The 16,073-nt window shown below is 29.6% G+C and carries 13 protein-coding genes; 6 read left to right on the forward strand and 7 right to left on the reverse strand.

The features are described 5' to 3' along the window. Position 1 precedes the first annotated feature (1 nt). Positions 2–3,445: a methylmalonyl-CoA mutase family protein gene (locus tag HGB55_RS07635; RefSeq protein WP_168816239.1), complete on the reverse strand. Its 3,444-nt coding sequence runs from the start codon at positions 3,443–3,445 to the stop codon at positions 2–4. A gap of 144 nt (positions 3,446–3,589) precedes the next feature. Here HGB55_RS07635 and purU point away from each other — a divergent pair, with 144 nt between their 5' ends. After that, complete coding sequence (gene purU, locus HGB55_RS07640) at positions 3,590–4,444, forward strand: formyltetrahydrofolate deformylase (protein ID WP_168816241.1); 855 nt, start codon at positions 3,590–3,592, stop codon at positions 4,442–4,444. Here the strand turns inward: purU and HGB55_RS07645 are convergent. Next, positions 4,437–4,763 carry a hypothetical protein gene (locus HGB55_RS07645; RefSeq protein WP_168816243.1) on the reverse strand — a complete coding sequence of 109 codons (327 nt, stop codon included), beginning with the start codon at positions 4,761–4,763 and terminating at the stop codon, positions 4,437–4,439. The genes purU and HGB55_RS07645 overlap by 8 nt on opposite strands. Before the next feature lie 147 nt (positions 4,764–4,910). Between HGB55_RS07645 and HGB55_RS07650 the strand changes: the two genes are divergently transcribed. Together HGB55_RS07650 and HGB55_RS07655 are read left to right on the forward strand one after the other, a co-directional pair. Next, positions 4,911–6,959 carry a urocanate hydratase gene (locus tag HGB55_RS07650; protein WP_168816308.1) on the forward strand — a complete coding sequence of 683 codons (2,049 nt, stop codon included), beginning with the start codon at positions 4,911–4,913 and terminating at the stop codon, positions 6,957–6,959. Positions 6,960–6,978: 19 nt separating this feature from the next. Further along, positions 6,979–7,509, forward strand: coding sequence for a DUF4136 domain-containing protein (locus tag HGB55_RS07655; RefSeq protein ID WP_168816245.1), 531 nt, complete (start codon positions 6,979–6,981; stop codon positions 7,507–7,509). A gap of 54 nt (positions 7,510–7,563) precedes the next feature. Here the strand turns inward: HGB55_RS07655 and HGB55_RS07660 are convergent, their stop codons facing one another. Continuing rightward, positions 7,564–8,082, reverse strand: a complete 519-nt coding sequence (locus HGB55_RS07660; protein ID WP_168816247.1) for a hypothetical protein — start codon at positions 8,080–8,082, stop codon at positions 7,564–7,566. Positions 8,083–8,365: 283 nt separating this feature from the next. Here HGB55_RS07660 and HGB55_RS07665 point away from each other — a divergent pair, with 283 nt between their 5' ends. Together HGB55_RS07665 and HGB55_RS07670 are read left to right on the forward strand one after the other, a co-directional pair. Beyond that, complete coding sequence (locus HGB55_RS07665) at positions 8,366–8,542, forward strand: DUF5522 domain-containing protein (protein WP_168816249.1); 177 nt, start codon at positions 8,366–8,368, stop codon at positions 8,540–8,542. Between the two features lie 9 nt (positions 8,543–8,551). Beyond that, positions 8,552–9,253, forward strand: a complete 702-nt coding sequence (locus HGB55_RS07670) for a DUF4197 domain-containing protein (protein ID WP_168816251.1) — start codon at positions 8,552–8,554, stop codon at positions 9,251–9,253. A 60-nt stretch (positions 9,254–9,313) separates the two neighbouring features. Here the strand turns inward: HGB55_RS07670 and HGB55_RS07675 are convergent, their stop codons facing one another. The 4 genes from HGB55_RS07675 to HGB55_RS07690 form a co-directional block, all read right to left on the reverse strand. Continuing rightward, positions 9,314–10,120 carry an ABC transporter substrate-binding protein gene (locus tag HGB55_RS07675; RefSeq protein ID WP_168816253.1) on the reverse strand — a complete coding sequence of 269 codons (807 nt, stop codon included), beginning with the start codon at positions 10,118–10,120 and terminating at the stop codon, positions 9,314–9,316. Between the two features lie 61 nt (positions 10,121–10,181). Next, positions 10,182–10,646, reverse strand: coding sequence for an ankyrin repeat domain-containing protein (locus HGB55_RS07680; RefSeq protein ID WP_168816255.1), 465 nt, complete (start codon positions 10,644–10,646; stop codon positions 10,182–10,184). Positions 10,647–10,764: 118 nt separating this feature from the next. Continuing rightward, positions 10,765–11,844 (reverse strand): sensor histidine kinase, encoded by a 1,080-nt coding sequence (locus tag HGB55_RS07685; RefSeq protein ID WP_168816256.1) that lies wholly within the window; start codon positions 11,842–11,844, stop codon positions 10,765–10,767. A gap of 4 nt (positions 11,845–11,848) precedes the next feature. Beyond that, positions 11,849–12,619: a LytTR family DNA-binding domain-containing protein gene (locus tag HGB55_RS07690; protein WP_211047369.1), complete on the reverse strand. Its 771-nt coding sequence runs from the start codon at positions 12,617–12,619 to the stop codon at positions 11,849–11,851. 400 nt (positions 12,620–13,019) lie between these two features. Between HGB55_RS07690 and HGB55_RS07695 the strand changes: the two genes are divergently transcribed. After that, positions 13,020–16,067 carry a TonB-dependent receptor gene (locus tag HGB55_RS07695; RefSeq protein ID WP_168816258.1) on the forward strand — a complete coding sequence of 1,016 codons (3,048 nt, stop codon included), beginning with the start codon at positions 13,020–13,022 and terminating at the stop codon, positions 16,065–16,067. The last annotated feature ends 6 nt before the right edge of the window (positions 16,068–16,073 follow it).

Raw genomic sequence — 16,073 nt, forward strand, 5'->3', positions numbered from 1 at the left:
ACTACATATTTCTTCTATATTGTCCGCCAACTTCAAATAAAGCCTCTGTAATTTGTCCAATAGAACAAACTTTACAAGCTTCCATTAATTGTTCAAAAATGTTTTCATTATTGATGGCTTTATGTTTTAATAATTTAAGTTGCTCTTCAACTTTTGAAGAATTCCCACTATTTAAATTTTCAACAACTTTAATTTGATATTGTTTTTCTTCTTCAGTAGCTCTAATTACTTCTTGAGGTAAAATAGTTGGAGAACCTTTACTGCTTAAAAATGTATTTACACCAATAATAGGAAATTCACCATTGTGTTTTAAGGTTTCATAATACAAACTTTCTTCCTGAATTTTACTGCGTTGGTACATGGTTTCCATAGCTCCAAGCACACCACCACGCTCAGTAATTCTATCAAATTCAACATAAATGGCTTCTTCAACCAGATCGGTTAATTCTTCAATAATAAATGAGCCTTGTATAGGATTTTCATTTTTGGCTAATCCTAATTCTTTATTAATAATTAACTGAATTGCCATGGCTCGGCGCACACTTTCTTCGGTTGGAGTTGTAATAGCTTCATCATACGCGTTGGTGTGTAAGCTATTACAATTGTCGTAAATTGCATATAGAGCCTGGAGCGTAGTTCGAATATCATTAAAATCAATTTCTTGCGCATGTAAACTTCTGCCTGATGTTTGAATATGATATTTTAACATTTGAGCTCTTTCATTTGCTCCGTATTTATTTTTCATCGCTTTTGCCCAAATTTTACGGGCAACTCTGCCAATTACGGCATATTCAGGATCTACACCATTTGAAAAGAAGAATGACAAATTTGGACCAAATTTATTGATGTCCATTCCTCTTGATAAATAGTATTCAACATAGGTAAAACCATTTGCCAAAGTAAATGCTAATTGTGAAATTGGATTTGCTCCGGCTTCTGCAATGTGATAGCCGGAAATGGAAACCGAATAGAAGTTTCGAACATTATTATTGATAAAATATTCCTGTACATCGCCCATTAAACGCAGTGCAAATTCAGTAGAGAAAATACAAGTATTTTGCGCCTGATCTTCCTTTAAAATATCGGCTTGTACAGTTCCTCTAACTTTCGAAATAGTTTCAGCTTTAATTTTTTGATAAATTTCTGAAGGAAGAACTTCATCGCCTGTAACACCTAAAAGGAATAATCCTAAACCGTTATTTCCTTCCGGTAGTTCACCTTGATATTGAGGACGTTCAACATTTTTTTCTTTATAAATTGAAGTGATTTTCGCTTCAACATCATCTTTTAAGCCATTTTTAATAATATATTTTTCACATTCTTGATCAATAGCTGCATTCATAAAAAAGCCAAGCATCATTGGAGCCGGACCGTTAATTGTCATAGAAACAGAAGTTATAGGATTTGTTAAATCGAATCCCGAATACAGTTTTTTAGCATCGTCTAAACAACAAATTGAAACTCCTGCATTACCAATTTTTCCATAAATGTCAGGTCTAATATGAGGATCGTTTCCGTATAAAGTTACCGAGTCAAAAGCTGTAGACAATCGTTTGGCAGGTAAACCTAAACTCACATAATGAAAACGTCGGTTGGTACGTTCAGGTCCACCTTCACCGGCAAACATTCTTGTTGGATCTTCACTAGTTCTTTTAAAAGGAAAAAGACCGGAAGTAAAAGGAAACTCACCGGGAACATTTTCTTCTAAACTCCAAAGCAAAATATCTCCCCAAGCTTCGTATTTCGGTAACGAAATTTTTGGAATTTGAATGTGAGATAAAGACTCACTATGTGTTTTAATATTTATTTCTTTACCTCTAACTTTATAGGAATAAATATCTTTTTTGTAGGCTTGTTTTTTAGCTTCCCAATTTATAATAATATTCCAGTTATGTGGATTTAAATCCATTTTTACTCTTGAAAATTCTTTTAATAAAAGAGCAATTAATTCCTTCTTTTCGTCATTCTGAACTTGTTTCAGAATCTCATCTTCATCTAAACCAATTTGATTTAATTCAATGTTTATATTTGAAACAGATTCAATGGTTTTATAAATTCCGTATAATTTTTGAGCAACTTCTTTTTGTTCTTGTGCAGTTTTATTGTAAGCTCTGTTAGTTTCAGTTATTTCAGATAAATAGCGCGTTCTGTTAGGTGGAATAATAAACTGTTTTTCACTTAATTTTCCTGATAATTCAAGTGAACTCTCAAATTTAGCTTCTGTTTTTTCATTTAATTTTTGAATGATGATTGCGTACAATTCATTAGTTTCCGGATCATTAAATTGAGAGGCAATTGTACCGTAAACAGGCATTGTCTCTATATTTCTTTCCCATAAATTATGATTGCGTTGGTATTGTTTTTTAACATCTCGTAATGCATCCAAAGCACCACGTTTATCAAATTTATTAAGCGCAATAACATCTGCAAAATCAATCATATCAATTTTTTCCAATTGCGTGGCAGCACCGTATTCGGGAGTCATAACATATAAAGAAACATCAGAATGATCTAAAATTTCAGTATCACTTTGTCCAATACCTGAAGTTTCTAAAATCACCAAATCAAAACCGGCAATTTTTAAAATTGCAACAGCATCGCTAACGTGTTTAGATAATGCTAAATTAGATTGACGAGTAGCCAACGAACGCATGTAAACACGGTTATTTTTAATTGCATTCATTCTAATTCTATCGCCTAACAAAGCACCTCCGGTTTTTCGTTTTGAAGGATCAACAGAGACTATTGCAATTGTTTTTTTCGGAAAATCAATTAAATAACGTCTCACTAACTCATCAACGATTGATGATTTTCCGGAGCCGCCTGTTCCTGTAATTCCTAAAACCACTCCTTTATTATTCTTAAATTTCTCTAAAGAGGAAAATAAAGAAAGATATTCATCGTGTCTGTTTTCAGCTATTGAAATTAAACGAGCAATGGTATTTACGTCTTTGTTTTTTAAGCTTTTTTCTATTTCCTTTCCTTTGGGAAGGATTAAGGATGGGACAGGGAAATCGCACTTTTCAATCATATCATTTATCATTCCTTGTAACCCCATTTCTCTTCCATCATCAGGAGAATAAATGCGTGTAATTCCATAATCTATTAATTCTTTAATTTCTTCAGGAAGAATTACACCGCCACCGCCGCCAAAAATTTTAATTTGAGAAGCACCTTTTTCTTGCAATAGATCATACATGTATTTAAAATACTCATTATGACCTCCTTGGTAAGATGTCATAGCAATGGCATTAGCATCTTCTTGTATGGCACAGTTTACAACTTCTTCAACACTTCTGTCATGTCCCAAATGAATCACTTCAACTCCGGTTGCCTGAATAATTCTACGCATAATATTTATGGCAGCATCGTGGCCGTCAAAAAGCGAAGCAGCAGTTACAATTCGTACTTTATTTATGGGTTTATAGGCTGATATTTTTTTCATTTCGTAAAATAAGCTTGTATTTTAATTGCAATTTATGAATTTTTTAAAAATACAATAAAAATATTGTCAAATTACAAAGATTTAAAAATTTACAGAAGGCTGTACTTTTTTTATATAATTTTAAACTTTAATTATTTGTGTAAAATGAAACGAATTACATTACTTATAAATTGTAAAGACAGTCAGGGAATAATAGCAACAGTAACAAGTTTTATTCATGCTCAACAAGGAAATATTGTGTATATAGATCAGCATGTTGATAGAATAGATGAAATGTTTTTTATGCGATTGGAATGTGAATTTTCAAAAGAAACATTTTCATTAAATAGTTTAAAAACGTATTTTACCAATACAGTTGCTGAAAAATTTGTAATGAATTGGAGGATGTTTGATTCTGACCAAAAACCTAAAATGGCACTATTTGTTTCAAAATACGACCATTGTTTGTATGATATTTTAAGCAGGTACAGTTCGGGTGAATTAGAGGTTGAAATTCCTTTGATAATAAGTAATCATCCTGATTTAGAACATATTGCAAAGAGTTTTAAAATACCCTACTATTATATAAGAGTTACAAAAGAAACGAAACAAGAAGCTGAAGATGCTCAATTAAAATTATTGAAAGAACATACTATTGATTTTATTGTTTTGGCGCGTTATATGCAAATTCTTTCATCAAAATTAATAGAAGAATATCCTAATAGAATTATCAATATACATCATTCGTTTTTACCTGCTTTTCCCGGAGCAAAACCGTATCATTCGGCTTATAAAAGAGGTGTTAAAATTATTGGAGCTACCAGCCATTATGTAACCGAAGATTTAGATGAAGGTCCAATAATTGAGCAAGATATTACCAGAGTTTCTCATACGCACACCATAAAAGATTTCATTTTAAAAGGAAAAGATTTAGAAAAAATAGTTTTATCAAGAGCTATTAATTTGCACACCAAACGTAAAGTGATGGTATTTAATAATAAAACAGTGGTTTTTACCTGATAAATTTAAAAAAATTATAAGGTTTTCTTCTTTTTAAATAAGTTAAATCATTTTCAAAAGCATAAGCTTCTTTTTCAAAACTTATGTTTTTGTAAGCCATATCGTGTTTTCTGAATTTTATAAGAAGAAAAGCATATTCCGTTAAATACCAAACAAAAAAGAAAATCCATAATAGTTCTATTTGTTGTTTTAAATGAATTTTTTCGTGATTTACTAAAATTGCATTCATTTTATAGTTTTTACTTTTCAAAAAAATGAAAGGAAAAATTGTTAAGCCACTGTATGGTTTTGGAATTATATGTTTAAAAATAACAATCATAGTACATCATCATTAACAAAAATCAAACCAAAATATAGTATCTTTGTTTAAGATGCAATAATAAGATATTTAACTATTTTATACTTCACATAAAATTTAATAAGATGTTGGTTTTACAAAAAACAACGTTCTAAAATACCAATTATGATATCATTTAAAGAACAAATACAACAAGGAATACCAAAGGAATTACCTTTAAAAAAAACATACGACACTACTTTAAATCACGCACCAAAGCGTAAAGATATTTTAACTAAAACAGAAAAGGAGTTAGCTGTAAAAAATGCATTACGTTATTTTGATAAACAGCATCATACGGTTTTAGCTAAAGAGTTTGCTGAAGAGTTGAATGCGTACGGTAGAATTTATATGTATCGTTTTATACCTGATTACAAAATGTATGCAAGGCCTATAAATGAATATCCCGGAAAGTGTAAACAGGCAAAAGCCATTATGCACATGATTCAGAATAATTTGGATGTTGCTGTAGCGCAGCATCCTCACGAACTAATTACGTATGGTGGAAACGGTGCTGTTTTTCAAAATTGGGCGCAGTATTTATTAACAATGCAGTATTTGAGTGAAATGGGCGAAGACCAAACATTGGTAATGTATTCCGGTCATCCAATGGGTTTATTTCCTTCACACAGAAATGCACCAAGAGTTGTGGTAACTAACGGGATGATGATTCCAAATTACAGTAAACAAGATGATTGGGAAAAATACAATGCTTTGGGAGTTACACAATACGGACAAATGACTGCCGGAAGTTATATGTATATTGGTCCGCAGGGAATTGTGCACGGAACAACAATTACAGTTTTGAACGCCGGTAGAAAAATAGCTAAGTATGGAGAAGATTTAAGTGGAAAATTATTTGTAACATCCGGTTTGGGCGGTATGAGTGGAGCGCAACCAAAAGCAGGAAATATTGCAGGTTGTATTACAGTTTGTGCTGAAGTAAATCAAAAAGCCGTACATACACGTCATTCGCAAGGTTGGGTTGATGAAGTTTTTAATGATTTGAACGACTTGGTTTTAAGAGTGAAAAAAGCGAAAGTGAATAAAGAAATTGTTTCGATAGCTTATTTAGGAAATATAGTTGATGTTTGGGAAAAGTTTGATGAAGAAAAAATTTACATTGATTTAGGCTCCGACCAAACATCTTTACATAATCCTTGGGCCGGAGGTTATTATCCAGTTGGAATTTCTTTTGAAGAAGCCAATAAAATGATGGCTGAAAATCCTAAACTGTTTAAAGAAAAAGTTCAGGAAAGTATACAAAGACAAGTGGCAGCAATTAATAAGCACACAGTAAAAGGTACTTACTTTTTTGATTATGGAAATGCTTTTTTATTAGAAGCCAGTAGAGCAGGGGCTAAAATTTATAAAGATTCAAAAGGTAATTTTTATGACAAAGAAAGCTTTTCTTCCCTTGGGGAAGAGATAGAGAGATGGGCTTACCCTTCTTATGTGCAAGATATTATGGGTCCAATGTGTTTTGATTATGGTTTTGGACCTTTCCGTTGGGTATGTACCAGTGCTAATCCTTTAGATTTAGAAAAAACTGATGCAATAGCTTGTGAAGTTTTAGAAGAGATTAGGAAAAATTCACCGGAAGAAATTCAACAACAAATGGCCGATAATATTCAGTGGATTAAGGGAGCTCAGGAAAATAAATTGGTAGTGGGTTCACAAGCGCGTATTTTATATGCCGATGCAGAAGGAAGAATGAAAATTGCTGAAGCTTTTAACAACGCTATAAAAAACGGAGAAATTAGTGAACCAATTGTTTTAGGACGCGATCATCACGATGTTTCCGGTACTGATTCTCCGTACAGAGAAACCTCAAATATTTATGATGGTTCACAATTTACGGCTGATATGGCTATTCAAAATGTAATTGGCGACAGTTTTAGAGGCGCAACTTGGGTGTCAATACATAATGGAGGAGGAGTAGGCTGGGGAGAAGTTATAAACGGTGGTTTTGGTATGGTTCTTGATGGTAGTATAGAAGCAGAAAAGCGTTTAAAAAGTATGCTTTTTTGGGATGTAAATAATGGTATTTCGAGAAGAAATTGGGCGCGTAATAATGGCGCAACTTTTGCAATTAAAAGGGCAATGGAAGTTGAGCCTAAATTAAAGGTTACCTTACCAAATTTAGTTGAAGATACGTTGTTACATAAATTGTTTTAACTGTTAAAATTATATTTATATGAGAGTTATAAAATTATTTCCGTTGTTGCTGCTTTTTTTAGTAGCATCGTGTAGTTCAGTTAAAGTTACTACTGATTACGATACTAAAGCCGACTTCTCTCAATACAAAACTTTTGCTTTTTATAAAAAAGGTATTGATAAAGTTGATATTTCTGATTTGGATAAAAGACGAATTTTAAAAGCGGTTGAAAGTGAATTGCTAGCTAAAGGCTTTACAAAATCTGAAAACCCTGATTTATTAGTGAATATTTTTACAAAATCACGTCAAAAAGTTGATATTTATAATGACAATATGTATTATGGTTGGTATCCTTGGTATTATGGACCAAATTATGGAACTCATATTTCAAACTATACTGAAGGAACCTTGTTTATTGATTTAATTGATGCTGAAAAGAAAGAATTAGCTTGGCAAGGTATAGGTAGTGGAGCTTTAAATACTAGTGGAGATGTTGCTAAAAAAGAAGAAAGAATTAAAGAATTTGTAGCTGAGATTTTAGCAAATTATCCGCCTGGAAATAAAAAATAAATTTTATAAAAAAAGCAACTTATTAAGTTGCTTTTTTTATGTTTTTTAATTTTTTTAATTATTCCTAATTGGATTCAAAGAATTTTTTACTAATAAGTTTTTTACAGAATTTGATTGATTAGAATTTAATGCGTTTAATACACTTAAGTTTGTTGTTTTTTGCCATATTTTAAGTAGAAGATCAACAATTTGTTTATTGTGAATGTTTAGGGTTTTTAATTGGCAAACCAAGTTTTTTGAATAGCAGGTAAATGCTATAGGCATAGTTGATAAATCAAAAAATCTATTCGAAATTTCAGTCAAAGTAGTTAATGTTTTAACTCTATATTCATTTGCTCTATTTTGTTTTTTTGTTGTAATAATAAAAAAGGAATTTTCAATTATATTTTTACAGTCTATTGAAGAAAGATAATAAATATCCAATCCTAAATTGGTATTTAGTATCATAACTTCATTATTTATGATGTTTTTGATAAATGAATATAAAATTGAAACTTCATTTTGATTTATTAAGAGCTCTTTTTTATATCTTTTGCTTGATATAAATACGCATTTTAATAGTGAAGGATCCATTTTTAAATTTTTAGTTAAATAGTAATTATTTTAATTAAATAACTGAATATAATGTGTTTATATTTTTATAAAATATGCGCTTGAAATATATAAGATATATATAAGTCAATAGTAGTAGTATTCACAAAGTATTTAATTTTAGGTTTTATGTAAATTTATGTATAAATTTTTGATAATAAAAATTGATTATTTTTATTTTAATATAGATGAATACTATTTTGTTTTGTAATTGTTAAAACAGAAAAGAGTTTGTATTGATGACTAAAAAAATTACTTTAGCACTATGATAGAAAATAAATTAAATAATTTTTCTGAAGAAGATTATTATATAAATGAAGTTGGGTATAGAGTTTTTACAGAACACTATCATTTAAAAAGAGGTTATTGCTGTAAAAGTGGTTGTAAACACTGTCCTTACGGTTATGATAAAAAAACCGATAGTTTTAAAAATAATATATAATAAAAAAAAATGAAAAAAGTAATTGCGTTAATTATTGTATTTCAGCTTAGTGCATGTGCAGAATTACAACAAGTTGTGAGTCAACTACCAACCAGTGGAGGTATAACAAATGAACAAATAGCCAGTGGTTTAAAGGAAGCTTTAAATAAAGGTATAACCAATCAAGTAAGTACTCTTGCGGTACAAGATGGCTTTTATAAAAATGAACTGGTTAAAATTATGTTGCCGGCTGAACTTCAAAAAGTTGATAATACGTTGCGTAATATAGGGTTGTCAAGTGTAGCAGATGAAGGACTTAAATTATTGAATAGAGCAGCAGAAGATGCTGTAGGTGAGGCCATTCCAATTTTTGTTGAAGCTATAAAAGGAATGACTTTTACTGATGCTAAAACTATTTTATTAGGAAATGACGATGCGGCAACACAGTATTTAAAAAACACTACATCAGCCCAGCTTTACCAAAAATTTAAACCCATTATTAATAGTTCTTTTCAAAAAGTTGGAGCCGATAAAATTTGGACAGATTTAATTACAAAGTATAATAATTTACCTTTAACAACCGATGTAAATCCTGATTTAACCGATTATGTTACAGGTGAAGCTTTAAAAGGAGTTTACACTATGGTTGAAGTTGAAGAAAAGGGTATTAGAGAAAATGTAAATAAACGAACCTCTAATTTATTAAAACAGGTTTTTGCTTTACAAGATTAAATATTTGGTGGCTGAGCGAAGTCGAAGCCATGATAAAATGCAGCAATGTTTTATATTCAACTAAAAATGACTTTCTAATTTTTTATGAAGTTCTTTAAAATAATCCAAAGCTAAAAGAAGGCGAGAGCCATACCAACTAAACATTTGTCCGTCTCCAAAAACAGTTATTGAACGGTTTGTAAATGTTGCAATTTCAATTGCATGTTCATCTTTAAAGTGAAATGGTTCTGAGGATAAAATTATAATATCAGGATCGCCTTCATGTCGTATTTTATCAATTTCTACTTTTGGATAACGACTCATATTAGCGTAAATATTTTCAAATTTATTAAGCTTTAATATTTCATTTATATATGTGTCATTTCCGGTAACCATCCAAGGTTTAAACCAAATAAAATAAGCAACTTTTTTAGTTTCTTTATCTTTTATAAACTCTTTAAAATTGTTTAACTTGTATTCAAGTTTTTGAATGAGGTTGGTACTTTCGGTTCTTCTATTTAGAATAGTTCCTAAATCTTTTATTAGTTGAAGAGAGTCATCAATAGAATTTACATCAGAAAAGTAGGTAGGAGCAATTTGTTCTAATTTAGGTAGAAAATCATAGGTATTTTCTTCTTTATTGCATAAAATAAAATCGGGTTTAAGGGCTATTATTTTTTCGAAATCTACTTTTTTTGTACCACCAACAATAGCTTTAGTAGATTTTAAATGATAAGGGTGTACGCAAAAAGTTGTAATACCAACCAGCTCGTTCTCAAGAGCTAAATCACACAATAATTCGGTTTGCGAAGGAACTAATGAAATTATTCTTTTTGGGGTATTTTTTAAAGAGATTTCTCTTCCTAATTGGTCTTTAAAAGTCTTCATATTTTATCTTCAAAAATAAAATATAAAAGTACTTAAACTATTTTTTATATAGAGGGGTGATTTATTTTTTTTGTTTTTTTAATGCTGTTTGAAGTACAATATATGCTTCTTTAGCATCAGACATTTTGGCCCAGTCTAAAGCTGTATAACCTTTATTTGATTTTGCTTTTAAATTAGCTCCACTATTTATAAGTAATTGAAGAATTTCAACTCTATTATGTCTGGCAGCGTACATTAAAGGAGTAAGCTTGTTAGATTCTTTATTTACATTTTCACCACTTTTAATAAGATTCTTAACAGCTTCGTAATTTCCTAATTGTATCAATCTACAAAAAGTACTTAACTTATATGGATTGCTCCATAATAAAAAAGAATTGTTCTTTTTATCAGCTTTTGAGTTTACCTTTTTAACAGGGTTTGATTTTATAATTTTATTTATTGGAGTTGTATTTGGGATTGTATTGGCTTGTAAATTAATAGTTGCTGTACTAAAAAGAAATACTAATAAAAAAAATAGATTTTTCATAATATAATTTTTTGAGTTTGATTAAAGTTATATTTTAATGACTGAAAAGAGATGCTTATGTTACAGCTTTAACACTACATTAACCATATTTTAACTTTTAATCTCAAAAAATGTTAATTTATGTAATTGGTAGTTTTATAGTGGTAATAACACCTTTTTTATTCTCAACATTTTTCATTGTATATGTAAAGTTGTTATTGTATAAAATTTTTAAACGGTCTATAGTATTTTGTAATCCATTCCCATATTTTTTCTTTCTTGTATTTAAAGGAGCTCCATTATTTTTAATTGTAAACACAATGTTTTCATCTTTTCTTATAATAGATAGTTCTATAGTTAAATTTGTGAAATCGTATGAATAACCATGTTTTATGGAGTTTTCTACAATAGGTAATAAAATTAAACTGGGAACTAAAATTTTGTTGAGCTTTTTGTCAAAATTAATTTTAACGGTTAAATGATCGGAATATCGGAGAGACATTATATCTAAATACCTTTTTACAATGCTTATTTCTTCTTTTAAAGGTATCAGATTGGTGTCTTTTAAATCTAATAAATCTCTTAATAAATCACCAAAATCAGCAACTGTATTTTGAGCTAATTTAGTGTCGGTTTCAATTAATGAAGAAATACTGTTAAGTGTGTTAAATAAAAAATGAGGGTGTAACTTATATTTAAGAACATTCATTTTAACATTTGTAAGTTGATTTGCTAATTGAGATTTTTCGAGTTCTGTTTTTTTTGTTTTTTCAAAATAATAGAATGAGTAAACTATACTAATCATTGAAAAATAGATTAAAAAATTTAAATCTATTACTGATATTATTCCAGCAAAATGACTTCTAACATCTATTTCAGCAAAAGTAATTTGTCCGGTTATTAGGTAAATAATTGATGAAATAAAGTAGATTACAACACCTATAAACAATGAAAAAAACAAATGAATACTTATAATATATTTCCATTTCATTTTTTTGTTGATCATAATTTTAGTGGTTATTGCAATAATTGACATAAAAGCGATTACAATTAACCAGTCTAAAATTACCCCTTCAAATATGATATCTTTCCATTCGGAAAATTCATAACCATAGCCATTAACTTTTAAATAAACAATTTTTAAAAATGAAATTATAGATGTAATTGTATAAAAAAGGATAAGTATTTTTAGCAGTCTTTTATCAATATATTTTTTCATTTTTTTATAATCCCATTTTTGTTAAAAATAATTTTTTGTAGCTTTTACTAACTCTAAACATGGTTTTATCATTCATTTTAACATCAATTTCTCCATAATTAGAGTTAATTAATTCACTTATTTCATTTAAACTTACTATGGTAGATCTATGAATTCGTATAAATTTATTAGGATCAAGTAGTTCAATTAAATTACTTAGCGATTCTCTTAATAAATGTTTTTTTTCATTTGTGTATATTTCAGCATAATAACCTGAAGCAAGAATATATTTTACATCGCACACATTTATAAAATGAACTTTGTTTCCTAATTTAACAGGTATTTTCTCTGAGTAACAAGTATTGGTTTCGCCTGCTTTAACATATTTTAGCAGATCGTTAATTTTATCTTCAAACGGGCTGTGTGTTTTATTATTGATAAAGTTAATAATATTGTCTATTGATTTAAAAAAGCGATCGTCTTTATAAGGTTTAAGCAAATAATCAAAGGCAAAAAAATCGAAAGCTTTTAGAGCATATTCGTTATAAGCGGTAACAAAAACCACGATAGGTTTTTTATCAACGATGATTTTTTCAAGTACTTCAAAACCATTCATATCAGTCATTTGAATGTCTAAAAAAACCACATCGGGTTCAAGGTCGTTAATTGCGGTTATAGCCTCTTTACCGGTAGCACATTCCCCAATCAATTCTAGTTTAGGTACATCATTAACCAAATTAACTAAACGTTGTCTTGCGAGTGCTTCATCATCAACTATCAGAGTACTTATTTTCATAACATAAAATTAATATTGGTATTTGGTAGATATTAATTATTTACAAAATAAAGACTTAAATAATAGTTGTGGAATTGATAAATGTTAATTTAAATCTAAAAACTACATTTTAAAACCTAAAAAACAGGTATACAAATCAAATAACATCCTCTTTAAATCATTTTTTTGTAAAATGAAAAGCATTAAATTAAAATATTTATAGGTCAAATTTAACTATAAACTAAAAAAGAAGATAAAAAAGCCCTTTAAATTTATGTCATTTTGATCGTATAGTTAATTAAGTTCTTCATAATAAATACTATACAATTTTACATCAAAAAAGTATCAACTCACTTCACCGTAAACTCAACGCCTGGTTAACCTTGATATATTAGCTTAATATTAATTTAAAATGAAATTCATGAATCTAGGTTACAAATTTTTGATTTCTCTACTATTTTTATTAGGTACTTGTATAAGTATTTATGGTCAAGAGAAAACAATATCAGGTACAGTAGTATCTGAAGAAAGCGGTCCTTTGCCAGGTGTTAATATTGTTATTAAAGGCACAAGTCAAGGAGTTTTAACTGATTTTGATGGTAATTACTCAATAATGGCCAATATTGGAGATATACTTCAATTTAGTTATGTAGGAATGTCTACTATTGAAAAAACAGTTGGTGTATCTAATACAATTAATATTACGCTTAAAGCTGAAAGTAATTTATTAGATGAAGTTGTTGTTGTTGCTTATGGAACTACAACGCTTAAAGAGTCAACAGGTGCAATTTCAAGTATAAAAGCTGATGATATTTTAAAAGAAAGTCCGGTGGTTTCAGTACAAAATTCTTTACAAGGTAATATTTCAGGTATTCAAGTAGGTTCAACAAGTGGACAGCCAGGATCTTTTCCTTCTGTAAGGTTAAGAGGAGTAGGTTCGTTAAATGCCAGTAATAATCCTTTGTACGTTATAGATGGTGTTCCAATAGTTACCGGAGATCAATCTAATTTTACAAGTTCAACATCAAATGTTCTTTCAACATTAAATCCTAATGATATTGAAAATATTACGGTTTTAAAAGATGCAGCATCAGCATCATTATATGGAGCAAGAGCTGCAAATGGGGTAATTGTAATAACAACTAAAAAAGGAAAGTTAGGTAAAACTGTTTTTGAATACAGATCAACTTTTGGGGAAACAGATATTGCAATGAAAAATACAGACAGAAAAATGGTTGGAGGTGAAATTTATAGAGAACTTGCCAGAGAATCTATTTACAACTTATTTAAATATATTGAAGGCGAAGATGAAGCTACGTCTAATGAAAATGCAGATTTATATTTAGAGCAACTTTTCCCAATACCAGAAAATGGATATACTGATTGGCAAAAAATTCTTTTTAGAAAAGGAGTTGTAAAATCACATCAATTTAGTGTAAGGGGAGGTACAGAAAAAACCAAATTTTTTATGAGTATAGGTGCTCATGATGAAGAAGGGGTTGTTTATGAATCTGATTTTAAAAGATATTCTATTAGAAGTAATATTGATCATACTGCCAACGATAGATTATCTTTTGGATTAAATACAACATTAAGTTATACCGATCAAAATACTGTACCGGATCAAGGTTTGTTTTATGCAAATCCATATACTGCATATTTAATATCATATAATCCAACAGATCCAACTCGAAATAGTGATGGAGAATTACTGCCATATATTCAAAATCAATTTCCAAACCCTGAGTACGAGAGAGGGCAAACAGAACAAGGTTCAAGACAAATTAGAATTTCTGCAACACCATACATACAATTAAAATTTACCGATTGGTTAATGTTTAAATCAATAAATAGTTGGGATTATTATTTTAATAAAGATGAATTATATTGGGGGCCAGAGTCTAATGATGGTTCAAACTATAATGGTTATGCATATAGAGCGCATAATACAATATCAACCTTAACAACTTCAAACACATTAAACTTTACAAAAACTTTTAGCGATAAACACAATGTAGATGTAATGGCAGGATACGAAGTTAGTAAGGCTGAATATGACGATTTTGCTGCAGATGTTCAAGATTTTCCAAATAATGTATTGAAAGATTTTTCTACAGCTGCAGAAGAGTTAGATACTGATACTAATTTCCAAGAAGATAAGTTAATATCCTATATTTCAAGAGCCCAGTATAACTATAATAATAAATATTATTTAAGTGCATCTATTAGATATGATGGAAGCTCAAGAATGAGTGAAGATAATAGATGGGGTACTTTCTGGTCAGTTTCAGGAGGTTGGGTGCTTTCAGACGATTTCTTAAAAGATAATAAGTTTGTTAATTATCTTAAATTAAGAGGTTCTTATGGTACAACGGCAACTTATCCAAATAGTTTTACAGGTGCTTTACCGTTGTATGCTTTCTCAGCAAGTTATAATAATCAAACAGCTGCTTATCCATCACAATTAGCAAATGAAAATTTAACTTGGGAAACCAATAAAAATTATGATATAGGTATTGAGTTTGGTTTGTTTGATAATAAAATTTCCGGTTCAGTAGAATATTATAGTAGATATACAGAAGATTTATTACAAGATGTTCCAATTTTAACATCAACAGGTTTCGAATCAATACTGCAAAACGTTGGTGAAATGAGTAATAAGGGAATCGAATTTTCTATAACATCTAAAAATATTGAAAAAGAGAATTTTTCATGGACAACAACTCTAACCGGTGCACATAATAAAAATACAATTGAGAAATTGTATAACGGCGAAGAAATACAAGATTTTCCATATATTTTAAGAGAAGGAAAGTCTAGATATACGTATTATTTAAGAGAAGCAGCAGGTGTTAATCTTGAAACAGGTCAATGGGAGTGGTATAAAAATACTACTGATGAAAATGGAAATGTTATTTCAGGTAGAGAGAAAACTTCTGTGAGTTCAGAAGCTGAAAGTACTGTTGTTGGTAAATGGGATCCAGACTTTTTTGGAGGTGTTAGAAACTCATTTAAATACAATGATTTTGATTTAACATTTTTATTTAATTATACCATTGGAGGAAAAACCTATGATGACTACGCATATTATTTAAATAATGATGGACGTTTTCCTTATCAAGGTATTCCAAAAGGACAGTTGGATAGATGGCAACAACCTGGAGATAAAGCATCAAATCCTATGAGAGTATATGGTGATGCTTCAAATGCTAACTTTCAATCTAGCAGAAGATTACATGATGGAACTTATGTAAGATTAAAAGATATTACGTTAGGATATAATTTACCAACAGAAGTATTGGATAAAACAGGAATATTTTCAAATATCAGGTTTTCTATAAATGCTACAAATTTATGGACTTGGGCTAAAGATGAAGCTTATGATCCGGAGGTACTTGTTGGAGGTCAAACAGGAACAGGAATTCCTGCAACTAAATCATATTCTTTTAATGTACAGTTACAATTTTAAAAATTA

This window comes from Lutibacter sp. B1 (genome assembly GCF_012524075.1).
Taxonomy (GTDB): Bacteria; Bacteroidota; Bacteroidia; order Flavobacteriales; family Flavobacteriaceae; genus Lutibacter.

Excerpts from the sequence above, each read along its gene's own strand:
- HGB55_RS07635 (WP_168816239.1), bottom strand. The coding sequence starts at position 3,445 with ATGAAAAAAATATCAGCCTATAAACCCATAAATAAAGTACGAATTGTA.
- purU (WP_168816241.1), top strand. The coding sequence starts at position 3,590 with ATGAAACGAATTACATTACTTATAAATTGTAAAGACAGTCAGGGAATA.
- HGB55_RS07645 (WP_168816243.1), bottom strand. The coding sequence starts at position 4,763 with ATGATTGTTATTTTTAAACATATAATTCCAAAACCATACAGTGGCTTA.
- HGB55_RS07655 (WP_168816245.1), top strand. The coding sequence starts at position 6,979 with ATGAGAGTTATAAAATTATTTCCGTTGTTGCTGCTTTTTTTAGTAGCA.
- HGB55_RS07660 (WP_168816247.1), bottom strand. The coding sequence starts at position 8,082 with ATGGATCCTTCACTATTAAAATGCGTATTTATATCAAGCAAAAGATAT.
- HGB55_RS07665 (WP_168816249.1), top strand. The coding sequence starts at position 8,366 with ATGATAGAAAATAAATTAAATAATTTTTCTGAAGAAGATTATTATATA.
- HGB55_RS07670 (WP_168816251.1), top strand. The coding sequence starts at position 8,552 with ATGAAAAAAGTAATTGCGTTAATTATTGTATTTCAGCTTAGTGCATGT.
- HGB55_RS07675 (WP_168816253.1), bottom strand. The coding sequence starts at position 10,120 with ATGAAGACTTTTAAAGACCAATTAGGAAGAGAAATCTCTTTAAAAAAT.
- HGB55_RS07680 (WP_168816255.1), bottom strand. The coding sequence starts at position 10,646 with ATGAAAAATCTATTTTTTTTATTAGTATTTCTTTTTAGTACAGCAACT.
- HGB55_RS07685 (WP_168816256.1), bottom strand. The coding sequence starts at position 11,844 with ATGAAAAAATATATTGATAAAAGACTGCTAAAAATACTTATCCTTTTT.
- HGB55_RS07690 (WP_211047369.1), bottom strand. The coding sequence starts at position 12,619 with ATGAAAATAAGTACTCTGATAGTTGATGATGAAGCACTCGCAAGACAA.
- HGB55_RS07695 (WP_168816258.1), top strand. The coding sequence starts at position 13,020 with ATGAATCTAGGTTACAAATTTTTGATTTCTCTACTATTTTTATTAGGT.